13 protein-coding genes are annotated in these 15,798 nt (G+C 72.0%); 9 read left to right on the top strand and 4 right to left on the bottom strand.

Annotation, left to right across the window (positions count from 1 at the left end):
- Positions 1-8: 8 nt before the first annotated feature.
- Positions 9-896 (bottom strand): sulfotransferase family protein, encoded by an 888-nt coding sequence (locus tag ACWEPL_RS41870; protein WP_397370975.1) that lies wholly within the window; start codon positions 894-896, stop codon positions 9-11.
- A gap of 55 nt (positions 897-951) precedes the next feature.
- Positions 952-1,836, bottom strand: coding sequence for a MurR/RpiR family transcriptional regulator (locus ACWEPL_RS41865; RefSeq protein WP_363972030.1), 885 nt, complete (start codon positions 1,834-1,836; stop codon positions 952-954).
- 85 nt (positions 1,837-1,921) lie between these two features.
- Between ACWEPL_RS41865 and ACWEPL_RS41860 the strand changes: the two genes are divergently transcribed.
- The 8 genes from ACWEPL_RS41860 to ACWEPL_RS41825 are packed head-to-tail and all read left to right on the top strand — an operon-like array spanning position 1,922 to position 10,268.
- The gene (locus tag ACWEPL_RS41860; RefSeq protein ID WP_452439462.1) at positions 1,922-3,475 is read left to right on the top strand and encodes an ABC transporter substrate-binding protein; all 1,554 of its coding nucleotides are present in this window, start codon (positions 1,922-1,924) and stop codon (positions 3,473-3,475) included.
- On the top strand, positions 3,475-4,428 hold the full coding sequence (locus ACWEPL_RS41855) for an ABC transporter permease (RefSeq protein ID WP_452439461.1): 954 nt from the start codon (positions 3,475-3,477) through the stop codon (positions 4,426-4,428). The genes ACWEPL_RS41860 and ACWEPL_RS41855 overlap by 1 nt, the downstream gene beginning before the upstream one ends.
- Positions 4,425-5,237 (top strand): ABC transporter permease, encoded by an 813-nt coding sequence (locus tag ACWEPL_RS41850; protein ID WP_355198520.1) that lies wholly within the window; start codon positions 4,425-4,427, stop codon positions 5,235-5,237. Before ACWEPL_RS41855 ends, ACWEPL_RS41850 begins: the two co-directional genes overlap by 4 nt.
- Positions 5,234-6,397: an anhydro-N-acetylmuramic acid kinase gene (locus tag ACWEPL_RS41845; protein WP_397370972.1), complete on the top strand. Its 1,164-nt coding sequence runs from the start codon at positions 5,234-5,236 to the stop codon at positions 6,395-6,397. The genes ACWEPL_RS41850 and ACWEPL_RS41845 overlap by 4 nt, the downstream gene beginning before the upstream one ends.
- Complete coding sequence (locus tag ACWEPL_RS41840; RefSeq protein WP_452439460.1) at positions 6,394-7,467, top strand: serine hydrolase domain-containing protein; 1,074 nt, start codon at positions 6,394-6,396, stop codon at positions 7,465-7,467. The genes ACWEPL_RS41845 and ACWEPL_RS41840 overlap by 4 nt, the downstream gene beginning before the upstream one ends.
- On the top strand, positions 7,464-9,053 hold the full coding sequence (locus ACWEPL_RS41835; protein ID WP_363972040.1) for an ABC transporter ATP-binding protein: 1,590 nt from the start codon (positions 7,464-7,466) through the stop codon (positions 9,051-9,053). Before ACWEPL_RS41840 ends, ACWEPL_RS41835 begins: the two co-directional genes overlap by 4 nt.
- Positions 9,054-9,082: 29 nt before the next feature.
- The gene (locus tag ACWEPL_RS41830) at positions 9,083-9,511 is read left to right on the top strand and encodes a winged helix-turn-helix transcriptional regulator (RefSeq protein WP_452439459.1); all 429 of its coding nucleotides are present in this window, start codon (positions 9,083-9,085) and stop codon (positions 9,509-9,511) included.
- A gap of 25 nt (positions 9,512-9,536) precedes the next feature.
- Complete coding sequence (locus ACWEPL_RS41825) at positions 9,537-10,268, top strand: carbon-nitrogen hydrolase family protein (protein ID WP_363972044.1); 732 nt, start codon at positions 9,537-9,539, stop codon at positions 10,266-10,268.
- A gap of 24 nt (positions 10,269-10,292) precedes the next feature.
- Here the strand turns inward: ACWEPL_RS41825 and ACWEPL_RS41820 are convergent, their stop codons facing one another.
- Entirely contained in the window at positions 10,293-11,096 is an 804-nt protein-coding gene (locus tag ACWEPL_RS41820; RefSeq protein ID WP_363972046.1) for an SDR family NAD(P)-dependent oxidoreductase, read from the bottom strand.
- A 71-nt stretch (positions 11,097-11,167) separates the two neighbouring features.
- Between ACWEPL_RS41820 and ACWEPL_RS41815 the strand changes: the two genes are divergently transcribed.
- Positions 11,168-11,713 carry a TetR/AcrR family transcriptional regulator gene (locus ACWEPL_RS41815; RefSeq protein ID WP_397370968.1) on the top strand — a complete coding sequence of 182 codons (546 nt, stop codon included), beginning with the start codon at positions 11,168-11,170 and terminating at the stop codon, positions 11,711-11,713.
- Here ACWEPL_RS41815 and ACWEPL_RS41810 read toward each other — a convergent pair.
- Positions 11,698-15,396, bottom strand: coding sequence for a S8 family peptidase (locus tag ACWEPL_RS41810; RefSeq protein ID WP_452439458.1), 3,699 nt, complete (start codon positions 15,394-15,396; stop codon positions 11,698-11,700). The genes ACWEPL_RS41815 and ACWEPL_RS41810 overlap by 16 nt on opposite strands.
- Positions 15,397-15,798: the final 402 nt, after the last annotated feature.

The raw sequence follows: 15,798 nt of genomic DNA, 5'->3' as shown, positions 1-15,798 counted from the left end.
AACTTCCGTCACCGCGTGTAGCCCCACAGGCGGCAGATCTCGCGCAGCTCGTCGGGCACCTCGTCCACCGACGGCAGGGGGCGGCCCGCGACGACCGTCCCGGTGCGGATCTTGTCGCGCCAGTCGCCGATGCCCTTGACGAAGCCGCCGTGGTCCTTGTCGCCGTAGGAGAGCATGGCCGGCTCGAACTCCACGCCCAGGAAGAGGCAGAGCCGCCGCAACTCGCGCTCGGGGTCGGCGACCAGGTCCTCGTAGCGCAGGGTCAGCCCGTCGAGGTGGGTGCGGGCCTCCTCCAGGTACGTCATGTAGCTCAGCGTGCGCGGCACGGCCTCCTCCATGGGCCGCCTTTCCGGGTCGGCCTCGTGCCAGGACTGCACGATGGACATGGGGTGGCGTAGCAGGAAGAGGAAGCGCGCGTCGGGCCAGCAGGTGGCGATGCGCCGCCAGGCGAACACGTTGCTCGGCGTCTTCTCCGCCAGCACCGGCTTGCCGCTGCGGGTCAGCTCGCGGTGCAGCAGCCGGTCCCACACGATGTGCTCGATGTCGCTGTGGGTGTGGCCGAGCGCCTCCATGGCCTGCCGTACGGGCTCGGTGCCGAGCCCGACCGTGAGCCGCCTGAAGTGCGTCTCGATGGGCGAATGCACCTGGGAGTGGCTGTTCAGCATGACCCGCAGGAGCGTGGACCCCGACCGTACGGACGACAGCAGGAAGACCGGCTCGCGCAGCAGCCGGTCGTGCGCGGGATCGGCGGGCGGCCGCACCTCGTCGCCGGGCAGCCGCTGCATCACCAGCGGCGGCGGTGGCGGCGGCTTCGGCGGCTGCTTCCGCGGCCGCCGCGTCAACGTGTATCCCGTCAGGCCCTCCAACGTCGTGTTGGCCCGGTACCTCCAGCTCATGGCCCACAAAGGTAGAGACAGCCCGTGAACCCCAGGTGAATCCGGGCTGTGAACCTCACCCGCGCTTGTGGACGACCCGCTCGTGCACGACCGCGTACGTGTTGCGCAGCGCCGCCATCGACTCGTCGTAGGACGCCTGCGCGACCCCGGTGAACAGGCAGTCCACCACCATGAGCTGGGCGATGCGGCTGCCCAGCGCGCCCGAGCGGAACTTCGTCTCCCGCGCGGCCGTCGTGAGCGTCACGTCGGCGGCCCGGGCCAGCGGCGAGTCGTGGAAGTTCGTGATGGCCACGGTCGAGGCGCCCGACTTGCGGGCGATCGACAGGAACTCGACCGTGTCCACGGTGGCGCCCGTGTGGGACACGGCGACCGCCACGCAGCCGGAGTCGAGCGTGGCCGCCGACGTCCAGGCCGAGTGGGAGTCGTGCCAGTTGATCGCGGTACGGCCGATGCGCGACAGCTTCTGGTGCAGGTCGAGCCCCACGAGGGAGCTCGCGCCCACCCCGAAGCTGTCGATCCGCCGGGCCGCCAGCAGCAGCGACACGGCGGTGGCCAGCGCCTCCATGTCCAGCGAACGGGCCGTGTCGGCGATGGACAGCGTCTCGTTCATGGCCACCTTGGAGACGATGCCCTCCAGGCTGTCGTACCGGTCGATGTCGCCGGACGCCTCCGGCAGGCTCGACCTGGTCAGCTCCTCGCGCGCCACCGCCCTGGCCAGGTCGATCCTGAGGTCCTTGTAGTGGGCGTAGCCCATGCGCTGGTAGAAGCGCACCACGGAGGTCGTCGAGGTCGCGCAGCGGGCGGCCAGCTCGGCGATGGACAGGTTGGCGGCCCGGGCCGGATCGCCGACGAACTCCTCCGCGATCCGCCGCTCCGACGGCCTCAGCGCGGGCATGGCGGCCCGGATGCGGATCAGCACGGTCCCGTCGTCCTCGGACATCCTCACCCATCCCCGCAACGGAAAGAAAGTACCCCAGTGGTAGGGTCTGCGTAATTTTATGACCGACTCCCCCCAGGAGACCAACATGCCCCGTGGCGCACTCTCCGCGGTCGGCATCGCCGCTGCGCTGTCCGTCGCCCTCACCAGCTGCTCGTCATCGTCCTCATCCTCCGGGCCCGCCCCGAGCACCGGCGGCGCGGCCTCCGGCAAGACCCTCGTGGTCGGCGTGACCACCGACCCGGACACGCTCTTCCCCTGGAAGGCCACCCAGTTCCAGGCCGTCAACGTGCTGCAGAACCTGTACGGGACGCTCACGGAGTTCGACAAGGACCTGAACGTGGTCCCCGGGCTGGCCGAGTCGTGGCAGACCTCGGACGACGGCAAGAAGCTCACCCTCAAGCTGAGACAGGGCGTCACGTTCGCCGACGGCAGCGCGTTCGACTCCCAGGACGCGAAGTCGTCGCTGGAGAAGATCATGGACGAGAAGACGGCGGCCGTGGCCAGGGCGTCGCTGTCGTCGGTGAAGTCGGTCGAGGCGCCCGACGCGGGCACCGTGGTGCTGGAGCTGACCGGGCCCGACGCCGCGCTGCCGGCCAACCTGGCCACGGTCAACATGGCGATGCTCTCCTCCGACGACACCGAGGAGAAGCTCAACACCACGCCGAACGGCACCGGGCCGTTCAAGCTGCGCAACCGCGTGGCGAGCCAGTCGATCACGCTGGCCAGGAACGACGCGTACTGGGGCGGCGAGAAGCCCAAGGTGGCCACGGTCGAGTTCCGGGTCATCCCCGACGAGTCGTCCATCGTCTCGGCCATGCAGTCGGGCAACGTGCAGCTCGCGGTCTTCAACGACCCGCTCGTCGCGCAGACGGCGCAGGGCGGCGGCACGCTCACCGTGACCAAGACGCCGCAGCTCAACTACCACGTGCTCCAGCTCAACGCGCAGCACGGCGACCTCAAGGACGTCAACGTGCGCCTGGCGATCCAGTGCGCGATCGACCGCAAGCAGGTGCTCGACACCGCCGCGCTCGGCGAGGGCGAGGTGACCGGGCCGATCACCGCCCCCGCGTTCAAGTCGGACCCGAACAAGCGCCCCTGCCCGGCCCGCGACCTGGCCAAGGCCGCCGAGTATCTCGGCAAGGCGGGCAAGTCCGGCGGGGTGACCGTCAAGACCATCGTCTCCCAGGGCGAGTACGCGACCTCGGTCAACGAGGCCCAGAACCTCAAGGCCCAGCTCGCCGAGGCCAAGATCAACCTCGAGCTGGAGGTGCTGGAGTCGGGCGCGTTCGTGGACCGCTGGGTGGCCGCCGACTTCGACGCGGCCGTAGCGCTCAACGGCGGCCGCCCCGACCCGGACGGCTCCTACGGCCGCTACTTCACCAGCAAGGGCAACCTGAACAAGGTCGCCGGCTACAGCTCGCCCGAGATGGACAAGCTGTTCGCCGAGGGCAAGGCGACGACCGACCAGGCCGCCCGCAAGGCGATCTACGAGCAGGTCTCGGCGAAGCTGGAGGAGAACGCCCCCTGGATCTGGCTGTTCTCCGGCTACACCTACACCGCCACGGCCTCCGGCGTGCAGGGCTTCGTGCCGATGGCCAGCGGCTCGCTGCAGTATCTGCGGACCACCTCCGTCAGCTGATGAGACGTATGCGCAACCGCGTCATCAGCACGGTGGGCACCCTGTTCGGGGTGGCCGTGCTGGTGTTCGTCATGCTGCGGGCGATCCCCGGCGACCGGATCACGGCAGGGCTCGGCACCGAGGCCGCCGCGCTCACGCCCGCCCAGCGGCAGGCCCTGGAGCAGTACTACGGGCTCGACCAGTCGCTGATCGCGCAGTTCTTCTCGTGGCTGGGCAACATGTTCACGGGGAACTTCGGCTACTCGGCCCGCCAGCAGCAGAGCGTGCTCGACCTGACCCTGCACTCGCTGCCGGTGACGTTCGAGCTGGCGGTGCTCTCGATCGTGCTGGCGCTGCTGATCGGGGTGCCGCTGGGCATGCTGGCGGCCTCCAGGGCCAACTCCCCCAGGGACGCCCTCGGCCAGCTGGTGAGCCTGGCGGGGCTGTCGGTCCCGGCGTTCCTGCTGGCCACGGCGCTGCTGTCGATCTTCGCGGCGTCGTTCGGGTTCAACCCCAACGGGCAGGGCTTCGCCATGCTCTTCGACGATCCGCTGCTCAACCTGCAGCAGATGTTCCTGCCGGCGCTGGTGCTCGGCTTCGGCATCGCGGCGCCGATCCTGCGCACCACCCGCACGGCGGTGCTGGAGGTGCGCTCGGACGACTTCGTCCGCACCGCCCGCGCCAAGGGCGTGCCGGAGCGGCGGCTGCAGGTCAGGCACGTACTCGGCAACGCGCTCGTGCCGATCGTGACCATGACCGGCCTGCAGTTCGGCTACCTGCTCGGCGGCGCGGTCGTGGTGGAGCAGATCTTCTCCGTGCCGGGCGTCGGCCGGCAGGTGCTGCTGGGCATCCAGCAGAAGGAGTACGCGGTCGTGCAGAGCACGGTCTTGGTGATCGCGCTGGCGTTCGTGCTGGTCAACCTGCTGACGGATGTGCTCTACCGGGTCATCGACCCGAGGGTGAGGGCCTCGTGAGGAGGAGTCCCGCCCTGGTGGCGGGGTCGGTGATCCTCGTGCTGCTGGCGATCGTGGCGGCGCTGTCGTACGCGGGGCTGCTGCCGTACGACCCGGTCGCGCAGCACCCGCCCTCCCGGTTCGGGGCGCCGTCCGGCGCGCACCTGTTCGGCACCGACCAGTTCGGCCGGGACGTGTTCTCCCGGGTGGCGGCCGGGGTCGGCAACTCGGCGCTCATCGCGGTCGTCGCCGTGGTGTTCGCGACCGTGGCGGGCACGCTGGGCGGGCTTGTGTCCGGCTTCTACCGCGGCGTCGCCGACGGCGCGATCGGCGGGGTCACGAACGTGCTGTTCGCGTTCCCGCCGCTGCTGCTGGCGCTGTCGCTGGCGTCGGTGCTGGACCGGAATTGGTTCACGATCGCCGTGGCCATCGCCATCGTGTACGTGCCCATCTTCGTCCGCGTCACCCGGGGCCCGGTGCTGTCGCTCAGGGAGATCGAGTACGTGAAGGCGGCCGTCTCGACCGGCATGAGCCGCTGGCAGATCATGCTCCGGCACGTCCTGCCGAACATCACCTCGATCGTCATCGTCCAGGTCGCCCTGTCGCTGTCGTGGGCGGTGCTGACCGAGGCGTCGCTGAGCTTCCTGGGCCTGGGCACGCCGCCGCCCGCGCCGTCACTGGGCTCGATGATCTTCGAGGCGCGCAGCCTGGTCTTCGTGGCACCGTGGACGCTGATCGCGCCGGGCGCGCTCGTCGTGCTGCTGGTGGTGGGCCTCAACCTGCTCGGCGACGGTCTGCGTGACACCTTCGACCCGCGAGGAAGACGATGAGAATTCTTGGGATGATCTCCGGCACGTCGCACGACGGGATCGACGTGGCCGTCGTGGACTTCGAGCTCGTCGGCGGCCTGCTCGAAGGCCGGGTGGGTCACACGGCGAGCACGCCGTACCCGGCGGAGCTGCGGGCCCGGCTGATCGCGGCGCTGCCGCCGGCCGAGACGACGCTGGCCGAGGTGTGCGTGCTCGACACGCTCATCGGGCAGAGCTTCGCCGAGGCCGCGGCGTCGGCGATCGCGCTGGGCGGGCCCGTCGACCTGATCGTCTCGCACGGGCAGACGGTGTTCCACTGGGTGGAGGGCACGCACGCGCTCGGCACGCTGCAGATCGGCCAGCCCGCGTGGATCGCCGAGCGGACCGGCGTCCCGGTGCTGTCGGACGTGCGCGTCCGGGACATCACGGCGGGCGGGCACGGGGCGCCGCTGGTGTCGGTGCTGGACGGGCTGCTGCTGCGGGCCCACGAGGGCGGGGCGGCGGCGCTCAACCTGGGCGGCATCGCGAACATGACCGTGGTGCGCGGCGGCGAGCTGTACGCCTACGACATCGGGCCCGCGAACGCGCTGATCGACGCGGTGGTCACGAGCAGAGGGCTGAACGAGCGGGGCTTCGACGCGGACGGGCGGATCGCGGCCTCGGGCCGGGTGGACGAGCGGCTGCTGGAGGTGCTGCTGGACGAGCCGTACTACGCGCTGGCGGCCCCCAAGAGCACCGGCAAGGAGCTGTTCCACCTCGGGTACGTGGAGGCCGCCCTGGCCCGGGCGGGAGGCGCGCCCGGAGACGCCGACCTGGTCGCGACGCTCACCGAGCTGACCGTCCGGACGGTGGCCCGGGACGTGCGGGCCGCCGGGGTGGGCGCGCTGGTCGTCTCGGGCGGCGGCTGCCGCAACCCCGTGCTCATGGACGGGCTGCGGGCCGCGCTGCCCGGCGTGGACGTGGCGCCGTCCGACGACTACGGGGCCCCGTCCGACGACAAGGAGGCCATCGCGTTCGCGCTGATCGGCTGGCTGACCGCGCACGGCCTGCCCGGCACGGCGCCGGGCGGGACGGGCGCCCGGGAGGCCCGCATCCTCGGCACGCTGACGCCCGGCGCGGGGCCGCTCGCGCTGCCGGCGCCGGTCGCCGAGCCGCCCCGCTCGCTGGTGCTGACGCGATGAGCTCTCCTGACCACGGTGCCGCGGGCGACGAATCGGCGAGCGCCCCGGCGGGGGTGGTCATGGCCGCGCGGACGCCGTGGTTCGACCTCGCCGAGTGCGCCGGTCACCGGACCGTGCGCCGGGAGGACGGCCGGCTCGTAGGCGACGCGCCGATGACCCTGGACACCTGCCACGACCTCGCCTCGGTCACGAAGGTCGTGGCCACCACGACGGCGCTCATCCGGCTGGTGTCCGACCGGCTGGTGGATCTGGACGCGCCGCTGAGCGCGTACCTCGCCCACTCGTACGAGGCGATCACCGTGCGGGACCTGCTCCTGCACCGCGGCGGGCTGTGGGAGTGGTGGCCGCTCTACATCCAGCCGGCGCCGCCGCCCCCGCGCTACCGCCCCGGCCGCGCCCGCCACTACTCCGACCTCGGCTTCGTCCTGCTCGGCCGGATCGTCGAGACCGTCACCGGCCTGAGCCTGGACCGGGCCGTGACCGAGCTGGTCACCGAGCCGCTCGGCCTCGGCTCGACCGGGTACGGCCGCCCGGTCGGCCCCGAGGTGGCCATGAGCGCCCTGGACGACCGGATCGAGATGGTCATGCTCGACACCGGCCGGCCGTATCCCGTGCCGTACCGCAGCTCCGACTTCGCGCGCTGGCGGCGCGGGCCGGTGCTCGGCGAGGTCGCCGACGGCAACGCCCATCACGCCTTCGGCGGGGTCGCGGGGCACGCCGGGCTGTTCTCGACCGTGCCGGACCTGCTCGCCTACGGCCTGGCGATGTCCCGGTACGAGGAGCACGACCGGCTGTGGCGGCCCGAGGTGGCCGAGGAGTTCTTCACCCCCGGCCCCGACGCCGGGCAGGCCCTGGGGTTCCGCACGTACGAGCTGCAGCTGTGGGACGAGACCGTGACCGTGCTCGGCCACCCCGGCTACGTCGGCTGCGCGGTCGGCTTCGTGCCCGGCCGCGACATCGCCCTGGCCCTGGCGAGCAACCGCCTGCTCGTCGAGGGCGACCCCACCCCCACCGACGCCCTCTGGGGCGGGCTGCTGCAGACCATCACGCAACGATCGAGGACCGCATGACCCCCCTCCTGGAGATCCGTGACCTCTCGGTCGCCTTCCGCACCCGCAGGCAGGACGTCACCGTCGTCAAGGGCGTCTCGATGGAGATCCTGCCCGGCCAGACCGTCGCGGTGGTCGGCGAGTCGGGCTCCGGCAAGTCCACCACGGCCGCCGCCGTCAACCGGCTGCTGCCGGACAACGGCCGCATCACCGGCGGCCGGATCATGTTCGACGGCCGCGACCTGACCGGGCTCTCCGGGCGCGAGATGACCGCGATCCGCGGCGCGGGCATCGGCCTGGTCCCCCAGGACCCCATGTCGAACCTCAACCCGCTCATGCGCGTCGGCGACCAGATCGCCGAGGCGCTCGAGGTCCACGGCGTGGCCACCGGCAAGGCGGCCCGGGCCCGCGTGCTCGAACTGCTGGACCTCGTCGGCATCCCCGACCCGGCCCGCCGGATCGGGCAGTATCCGCACGAGTTCTCCGGCGGCATGCGCCAGCGCGCGCTGATCGCCATGGGGCTGGCCTGCCGGCCGAAGCTGCTCATCGCCGACGAGCCCACCTCCGCGCTGGACGTGACCGTGCAGCGGCGCATCCTCGACCAGCTCGAACAGCTCACCGCCGAGATGGGCACGGCCGTCCTGCTGATCACGCACGACCTGGCGCTGGCGGCGGAGCGGGCCGACGTGGTGGCCGTCATGCACGACGGCCGGATCGTCGAGACCGGGCGGGCGGCGGAGATCCTCGCCGAGCCCGCGCACGAGTACACCAGGCGGCTGCTGAACGCCGTGCCGAGCCTGTCGTCGGTCCGCGTCGCGGAACCGCCTCAGGAGGCCGAGGACCTGGTGGTGGTCGAGGGCCTGCGCAAGGTGTTCCCGATCAGGGGCACGGGCGAGGAGCTGACCGCGGTGGACGGGGTCTCGTTCCGGATCCCGAAGGGCCGTACCGTCTCGATCGTGGGCGAGTCGGGCTCGGGCAAGTCGACCACCGCGAACCTGCTGCTCGGCCTCGACGACCTCACCTCCGGCAGCATCCGCTTCGACGGCACGGACCTGGCGGCGCTCGGCAGGCGGGAGCTGTTCGCCTTCCGGCGGCGGGTCCAGCCGGTGTTCCAGAACCCGTACGCCTCGCTCGACCCCCGCTACCCGGTCGGGAAGTCCATCGCCGAGCCGCTGCGCGTGCACCGCGTCGGCACCGCCGCCGAGCGCAGGAAGGCCGCCGCCGAGCTGCTGGAGAAGGTGTCGCTGCCCGCGTCCATGGCCGACCGGCTGCCGCACGAGCTGTCCGGCGGCCAGCGCCAGCGGGTGGCCATCGCGCGGGCGCTGGCGCTCTCGCCCGAGCTGGTCGTGCTGGACGAGGCCGTCTCGGCGCTCGACGTGCTGGTGCAGGCGCAGATCCTGGAGCTGCTCGCCGGGCTGCAGCGCGAGCTCGGGCTGAGCTACCTGTTCATCAGCCACGACCTGGCCGTCGTACGGATGATCTCGCACGAGGTGCACGTCATGAGCGGCGGGCGGATCGTGGAGAGCGGCACCGCCGAGGACGTCTTCGACCGCCCGTCCGCGGACTACACCCGCGAGCTGCTCGCGGCGATCCCCGGCAACAGGTAGGTTGGAAATTCGGACTCTCGGAGGTGAGCATGCCCAGGGAATGCTCGATCGCCAACGCGCTGACGGTCGTCGGCGAGCGCTGGAGCCTGCTGGCCATGCGGGAGGTCCTGCTGGGCGTGCGCCGCTTCGACCAGATCGCCCGCAACACCGGTGCCAGCCGCGACATCCTCACCACCAGGCTGCGCAAGCTGGAGGAGGTCGGGCTGCTGGAGCGCGAGCTGTACGAGTCGCACCCGCCGCGCTACGAGTACGTGCTGACCGACGCCGGGCGGGCGCTGCACTCGGTGCTGCTGTCGCTCATGGACTGGGGCGACCGGTACGTCACGAAGGGCGAGCCGCCGACGGTGTGGCGGCACAGCTGCGGCGAGCCGCTGGAGCCGCTCATGGTGTGCGCGCACTGCCGCGAGCCCGTACACGTAGAGGACCTGTCCGTTATACGCGTACACCAGCCGCAGTAGGCCCTTCACCCGTCACAGTGGAAGGGTGAAGATCCTCCTGGTTCAGCCCCCTCACTGGTCTCCCGACGGCCACGCCAACTTCGACGCGATCGAGGAGCTCGTCACCGCCCGCTCGGGCGACGTGGTGCTCCTGCCCGAGCTGGCCGGTGCCGGCCTGCCCCGTGCCGAATACCTGGCCAGGGTGCGCGCCCTGGCCAAGGGGGCGGGGATGGCGGTCGTCGGCGGGTCCCACTACGACGGCCCGGTCAACCGGGGCGCCGTGTTCGACGCCGGGGGCGAGCTGCTGACGGAGTACGACAAGGTCCACCCCTACGACGTCGAGCTGCGCTCGGGCGTGGTCCCCGGCCTCCCGAGCGCGGGCTTCGAGCTGAACGGCCGCCGCCTGCACGTCCTGCTCTGCGCCGACCTGTGGTACTCGGCCAGCCTGGCCGGGCGCGACGGCCTCGACGCGGTGCTGGTGCCGGCCTTCTCGATCACCCGCTGGGACGGCCCCGCCCCGGCGCGCGAGCTGTGGCAGCACATGACCGTGGCGCGGGCGTACGAGTTCATGACGTACGTGGCGGTCAGCGACTGGCACCACGAGACCACCTACCACGGGCATCCCTGCGCGGGCGTCGCCGGGTTCGCCAACCCCTGCCCGCGGACCCGCGCCGGCTTCTTCACCGGCACGGGCGACGACCCGGTCTCGGCCCACGACCTGGACTTCGACCGCCTGGACGCCTTCCGGCGCGACCGCGCGGACCGCGGCTTCCGGTAGGGCTGCCCGTGCCCGCCGCGCGCCTCAGCCATGCCCCGGGGAGGGTGTGAGGGCGTCGGCGACCTGGCGGGTGACGCGGCGGCCGATGAGGGCCAGGAGCTTGCGCGGGCGGCGGGGCATCAGGTGGGCCAGGCCCAGGTTGCCCCGGCCGGGCACCACGTACCCGCGGTCGCGGTCGAACGCGCGCAGGGCGGTCGTGACGACCAGCTCGGGAGTGGCGAACTTGGCGCCGATGGCCGCCTCCCTGGTGCCGATCCGCTCGAAGAACGCGGTCTCGACCGGCCCCGGCGCGACCGCCAGCACCTTCACACCGGTGCCGCGCAGCTCGCTCCAGAGCGCGAGGCTGAAGTTGAGCACGAACGTCTTGGACGAGGCGTAGGTCGCGAAGTACGGGGCGACGTTGAAGCCGGCCGTGGAGCCCACGTTCACCACGCCGCCGGAGCCCCGGGCGAGCATGCCCGGCAGGAACGCGTGCGTCAGCCCCACCAGCGCGACGACGTTGACCATGAGCTCGTCGTGCTCGCGCTCCGGCGCGATCTGCGCGAAGTGCCCGGCCGTGCCGAAGCCGGCGTTGTTGACGAGCAGCTCGACGGCGATCCCGCGGGCGGCCACCTCTTCGGCGACCCGCGTGGCCGCGTCGGGGGCGGACAGGTCCTGGACGAGCACCTCGGCCCGCACCCCGTGGGCCTGGCGCAGCGAGGCGGCGAGGGTTTCCAGCGCTGGGCCGGACCTGGCGACCAGCACCAGGTCATGCCCTCGGGCGGCCAGCCGGCGCGCGAACTCGGCGCCGATCCCGGAGGAGGCTCCGGTGACAAGTGCGTAAGTCATGAGTTGGAAAGTAGCACGTTCTAGTAGAACTGCGCCATTTCGTCTCAGTTTAAGGCTGTACCGTCTCCTTCATGGGAAGACTGCGGGCCGACGCCGAGCGCAGCATGCGCGCGATCATGGCGGCGGCGGAAGACGTGCTCAGCGCCAATCCGGTGGCCACGATGGAGCAGGTCGCCGAGGCGGCGGGGGTGGCCAGGGCGACCGTCCACCGCAGGTTCGCCAGCCGGGAGGCGCTGATCGAGGCCATGGAGGTGGCCGCGTGGCGGGAGATCCAGGACGCCGTGCACGCCGCCCGCCCGCACACCGCGCCCGCCCAGGTGGCACTCCATCAGGCCACGGCCAACATCCTGCAGATCAAGCTCGGCTGGCGGTTCACGCTGGCCCGCCCGGTGCCGCTCAGCAAGGAGGCCCAGGCGGTGCAGTCCGAGGTGATGGAGCTGTGCGAGGCGGTGTTCGGGAAGCTGCTGGGCCCCGGCGCCGACATCGTCTGGGCCCGGCAGGTCTATCTCGCGCTGCTGGGGGAGGCCGCGCACGGCTCTCCCCCAGGCTCCGATCCGGACGCCCTGGCCACGAGGGTGATCGACACCCTCCTGCACGGCGTTCAGCGCACCGCGTAGGCGCGGATCACCTCCTGCGACAGGGTGTTGCCGTTGACGTCGGAGGCCTTCAGCCGCAGCGAGACGAAGCCGGACGGCGAGCGGTCGAGCGTCGTCTCGTAACTCCGCTCGCCCCTGTCACGCAGGCGGGCCGGCTTCCAGGTGGCGCCGTCGTCGTACGACACCTCCAGCGAGACGTCCTTGACCGCGCTCTGCGGCGCGCCCTCCTGGTGGTAGAGCGACAGGCCGAGCCGGTGCGACCTGGCCTGGTTCTTCAGGTCCACGGGCGCGTCGAACGAGGCCAGCAGCAGCGGGATCACCGTCGTCGCCGTGGTCCGCTCCGAGCCGAACGTCCACACCGCCCTCGTGCGGGTGGACAGCTTCGCCCACTCGGCCTCGTTGGCGAGGTCGTACTCGATCCGGTACGTGGCCTGCTCCGGCGGGAGCACACCCGACCCCGAGGGCAGGTAGTTCGTCTGCAGCAGCAGCTTGTCGCCCTGGTAGAGCCGGAAGTCGCTCTTCAGGCCGTGCTCGAACATGCTGGTGTACCCGTCGCCGTAGTTGCGGTCGGCGTCCACGAAGCCCTGCATCGAGATGCGCAGCCGGTCACCGTCACGGCGCAGCGGGTTGCGCGGGTTGATGCCGGGCATCACCGGCTGCTTGAACAGCGTCCGGCCGACCCGCTCCCCCACCTCGTAGGGGCGGAACTCCGGCGACGACATCAGGACGCGCGGCGTGTCCGGGTGCGGCCACATGTTGTTGTAGGACCGCTCCGGGCTGCCCGCCGACGAGCTCCACTTCAGCTCGGGGTCGGGGGTGACGTAGTCGGTGCGGGTGCGCGGCGTCTTGGCCAGGGGGAGGTTCGTGGAGATGGACGAGGTGTCCCACGGCTCGAAGACGAACCTGGCCTCGTTCATCGTCACGTCGTCGGCCAGCTGGCTGTGGTAGCCGGTCTCGATCCTGGCCAGCGACCTAGACCTGACCACGTACGTGAGCGAGTCGCGCACGCGGCCCTTCTCGCGCAGGTAGAGGTCGTAGACGTACGGGCTGGCGACGTTGCCCTTGGCCAGGATCGGCACGGGCAGGTGGCGCAGCCGCGCGACCAGCTTCAGCCCCTCCTCGTGCGTCAGGCGCACGGTCGGGACGGCGAGCTTCACCATGTTGCCGCCGGTGGTGACGTCGGCGCCCGGCCGGTCGCTGTAGACGGCGACCATCTTGGCCCCGGCCGCCGCGGCGGCGTTGGACTGGGTGGAGACGGGCACGCCGTCCGTGCGGCGGATGACGGCGAGCTTGCCGCGCAGGTCGCGGGCCTTGATCTCCTCGGCGCCGCCCCGCCCCGCGTCCACGGCCATGAGCAGCTGGGTGCCGTCCAGGCGCGGGTACTCGGTGGAGAAGTCGCTGAACTGGACCGGGTCGACGTACTGCGGCTCCAGGTCCAGGCCGGGCGTGGACAGCTCGATCTCGGGGGCCGCCAGCCGCCAGCGGGTGGCGACGGTGAAGGTGCCCTTGGTGACCTTCCTGGTGGGCTGGACGAACAGCCGCTCCTGGATCTGCGCGCCGGGCGAGATCGTGGTGCCGCCGCGCAGCGCGGTGCCCTGCTCGCCGGAGCGGTACCACATGAGGGCCCCGGCGGCGCCGGTGTTCCGCTTGGTCCGGTGGTCGGGCGTCTCGACCTTCACCTCGACCGCCTTGCGGGCGTCCAGCACGACCTCGGTGTTCTCCGTGATCTTCATTTCCGGGTCGCCGAGCAGGCTCTCGTTGAGCGGCTTGCCGCCGGCGGTGCTGTCCTGCGTGGCGGGCATGGTGAAGATGTGGCCGAGCACGGAGTAGGTGCCGGGCTTGACCAGCAGGCAGGTGCCGGTGCCGTACTTCTGGTCGGTGCAGGGCTGGGAGGGGTCGCCGGGGAGCAGGCGGCCGACCAGGGTGCCTTCGTCCAGGTTGAGGACGGTGAAACCGCCGCGGCCAGGGCGGCCGTCGCGGGCGATGCCGCGTACGCGCAGCTCGACGCGCTTGTCGTCGACACTGGCGGTCAGCAGCGTGCGGACCGGGCTGCCGCCCGCGACGGCGGCCGTCAGCTCCTGGCGCACCAGCCCGCTCTCGGCCGCCTTGGCCGTGACCGTCACCTCGGCCTTCCCGCCGGCGGGCACGGTGAGCTTCGACGGCTCGACGGTGAATGCGTCGCCGGCCGCCAGGTCCAGCTCGGCGGGCGCCTGGCCGAGGTTGTGGTAGCCCACGGTGAGGCTCTTCCGCTCGCCGGTGGTGAGCTTGCCGAAGCTCGCCGAACCCGTCGAGGCCACGACCGAGCCCTTCAGCGCGGCGGCCACATCGATGCGGCCCGCGCCCTGCTCGTCCACGGAGATGTCCTGGCCGGGCCTGGCACTGGCCATGAGCAGCGACTTCAGCTCGTTGCCGGCGATCCCCGGGCGGGCCTGGCGCAGCAGCGCCGCCGCGCCCGCGACGTGCGGGGTCGCCATCGAGGTGCCGGACAGCGTGAGGGTGCCGCCGCCGGCCTTGGCGGCGGTGATGTCCACGCCGGGGGCGGTGACGTCGGGCTTGACCGACTGGTCGGCCGTGATCGGGCCCCTGCTGGAGAACGGCGCCAGCGCGTCCCGCTTGTCCACCGCGCCGACGGTCAGCGCCTCGGGGGCGTCGCCCGGGGCGCCCACGCACCCGTCGCAGCCGTCGTTGCCGGCGGCCACCACGAACAGCGTGCCGTACTGCTTGCTGAGCTGCGTCACCGCCGCGGTGAGCGGGCCGCCGGGCTCGCGGCCGCCCAGGCTCATGTTGACGACCTCGGCGTGCTTCTCGCCGGCCGCCCACTCCATGCCGTCGATGATCCACGACAGCTGGCCGTAGCCGTCGGCGTCGAGCACGCGGCCGTTGAGCAGCCGCGCGCCGGGCGCGACGCCCTTGCCGACGCCGCCCGAGCCCGTGCCCGCGATGGTGCTGGCGACGTGGGTGCCGTGCCCGTGGGGGTCGCCGGCGACGCTCTGGCCGGTGAAGTCGCGCTGGTCGGCGACCTTGCCCGCCAGGTCGGCGTGCGCGGCGTCCACGCCGGTGTCGAGGACGGCCACGGTCGTGCCGGTGCCGTCGTACCCGGCCGCCCACGCCTCGGGGGCGCCGATCTGCGGCACGCTCTGCTCCAGGTCCGGCTTCACCTTGCGGTCGAGCCAGATCTTCCGCACGCCCGCCAGCGGGCCCGCCGCCCGCAGGCTCGGGGTGGCCAGCTTGGCCAGCTCGGCCCCGAACGCCGCGGCGTCCCGGGTGGCCACCGACACGCCCGCGCCGCCGATGCTCTCCAGCGTGCGGGCCTGCTTGACGGCGGGGATGGCGGCCTTGGTGGCGTTGCCCTCGTAGGTGAGGATGAGCGGGATGGCGCCTCCCGCGTAGCCCTGCTCGGCCAGCTCGGTCACGTTGAACAGCGCGGTGTCGAGCCGGTCGGGGACCAGGGCGGCGACGTCGTCGGGGACGACGGTCACGCCGGTGTCCGTCTCCAGCACCTGGAACGTCGGCACGGAGCCGTCCGCCCGCGGCGCGGGGGTGACCGTCACCGCACGGTGCTCGCCGTCCACGGCCCGCACCTGCACCTGGTCACCGGTGATCAGCGTGATCTCGCCGGCCGGGGCGCTCGTGAACGCCATCGGCGGGCCGGCCGCCTCGGTGCCGGCGTGCGCGCCGGGTGCCGAGAATAACGATGCGACCATGACCATGGAGACGGCCGCAACCCGCCATCGTCCCATGGACGACCTCCAGAGAATCGGTAAGCACGAATACCGAATTACTAGTCATCCGGATGGACGTTGTCTATGAGGTTGGTGTGGCCAGATCCCGACTTGTCGGGAATCCGCCACCGTCCTCCCGCGCTGCCGCCACCCTGCCGCCACCCTGCCGCCACCCTGCCGTCACCCTGCTGCCACCCTGCTGCCACCCGACGGCGCACCCAAGGGATCTCCGGCCGAAGTGCGGGCCGCACTTCGGCCGGGGTCTTGTGGAGAGGGGAGGGATCGAGGAAGCCCGGCCGCGCCGCAGCGGCGTGCGGCGGCCCGCGCTGAGGTGATGGGGTTTGTGCATTGCCGGGCGCGATCAAGTTGCTTAACGTGCTAAAG

The organism is Nonomuraea sp. NPDC004186, assembly GCF_053603495.1.
This window is presented reverse-complemented; position numbering and strand designations above follow the sequence as displayed.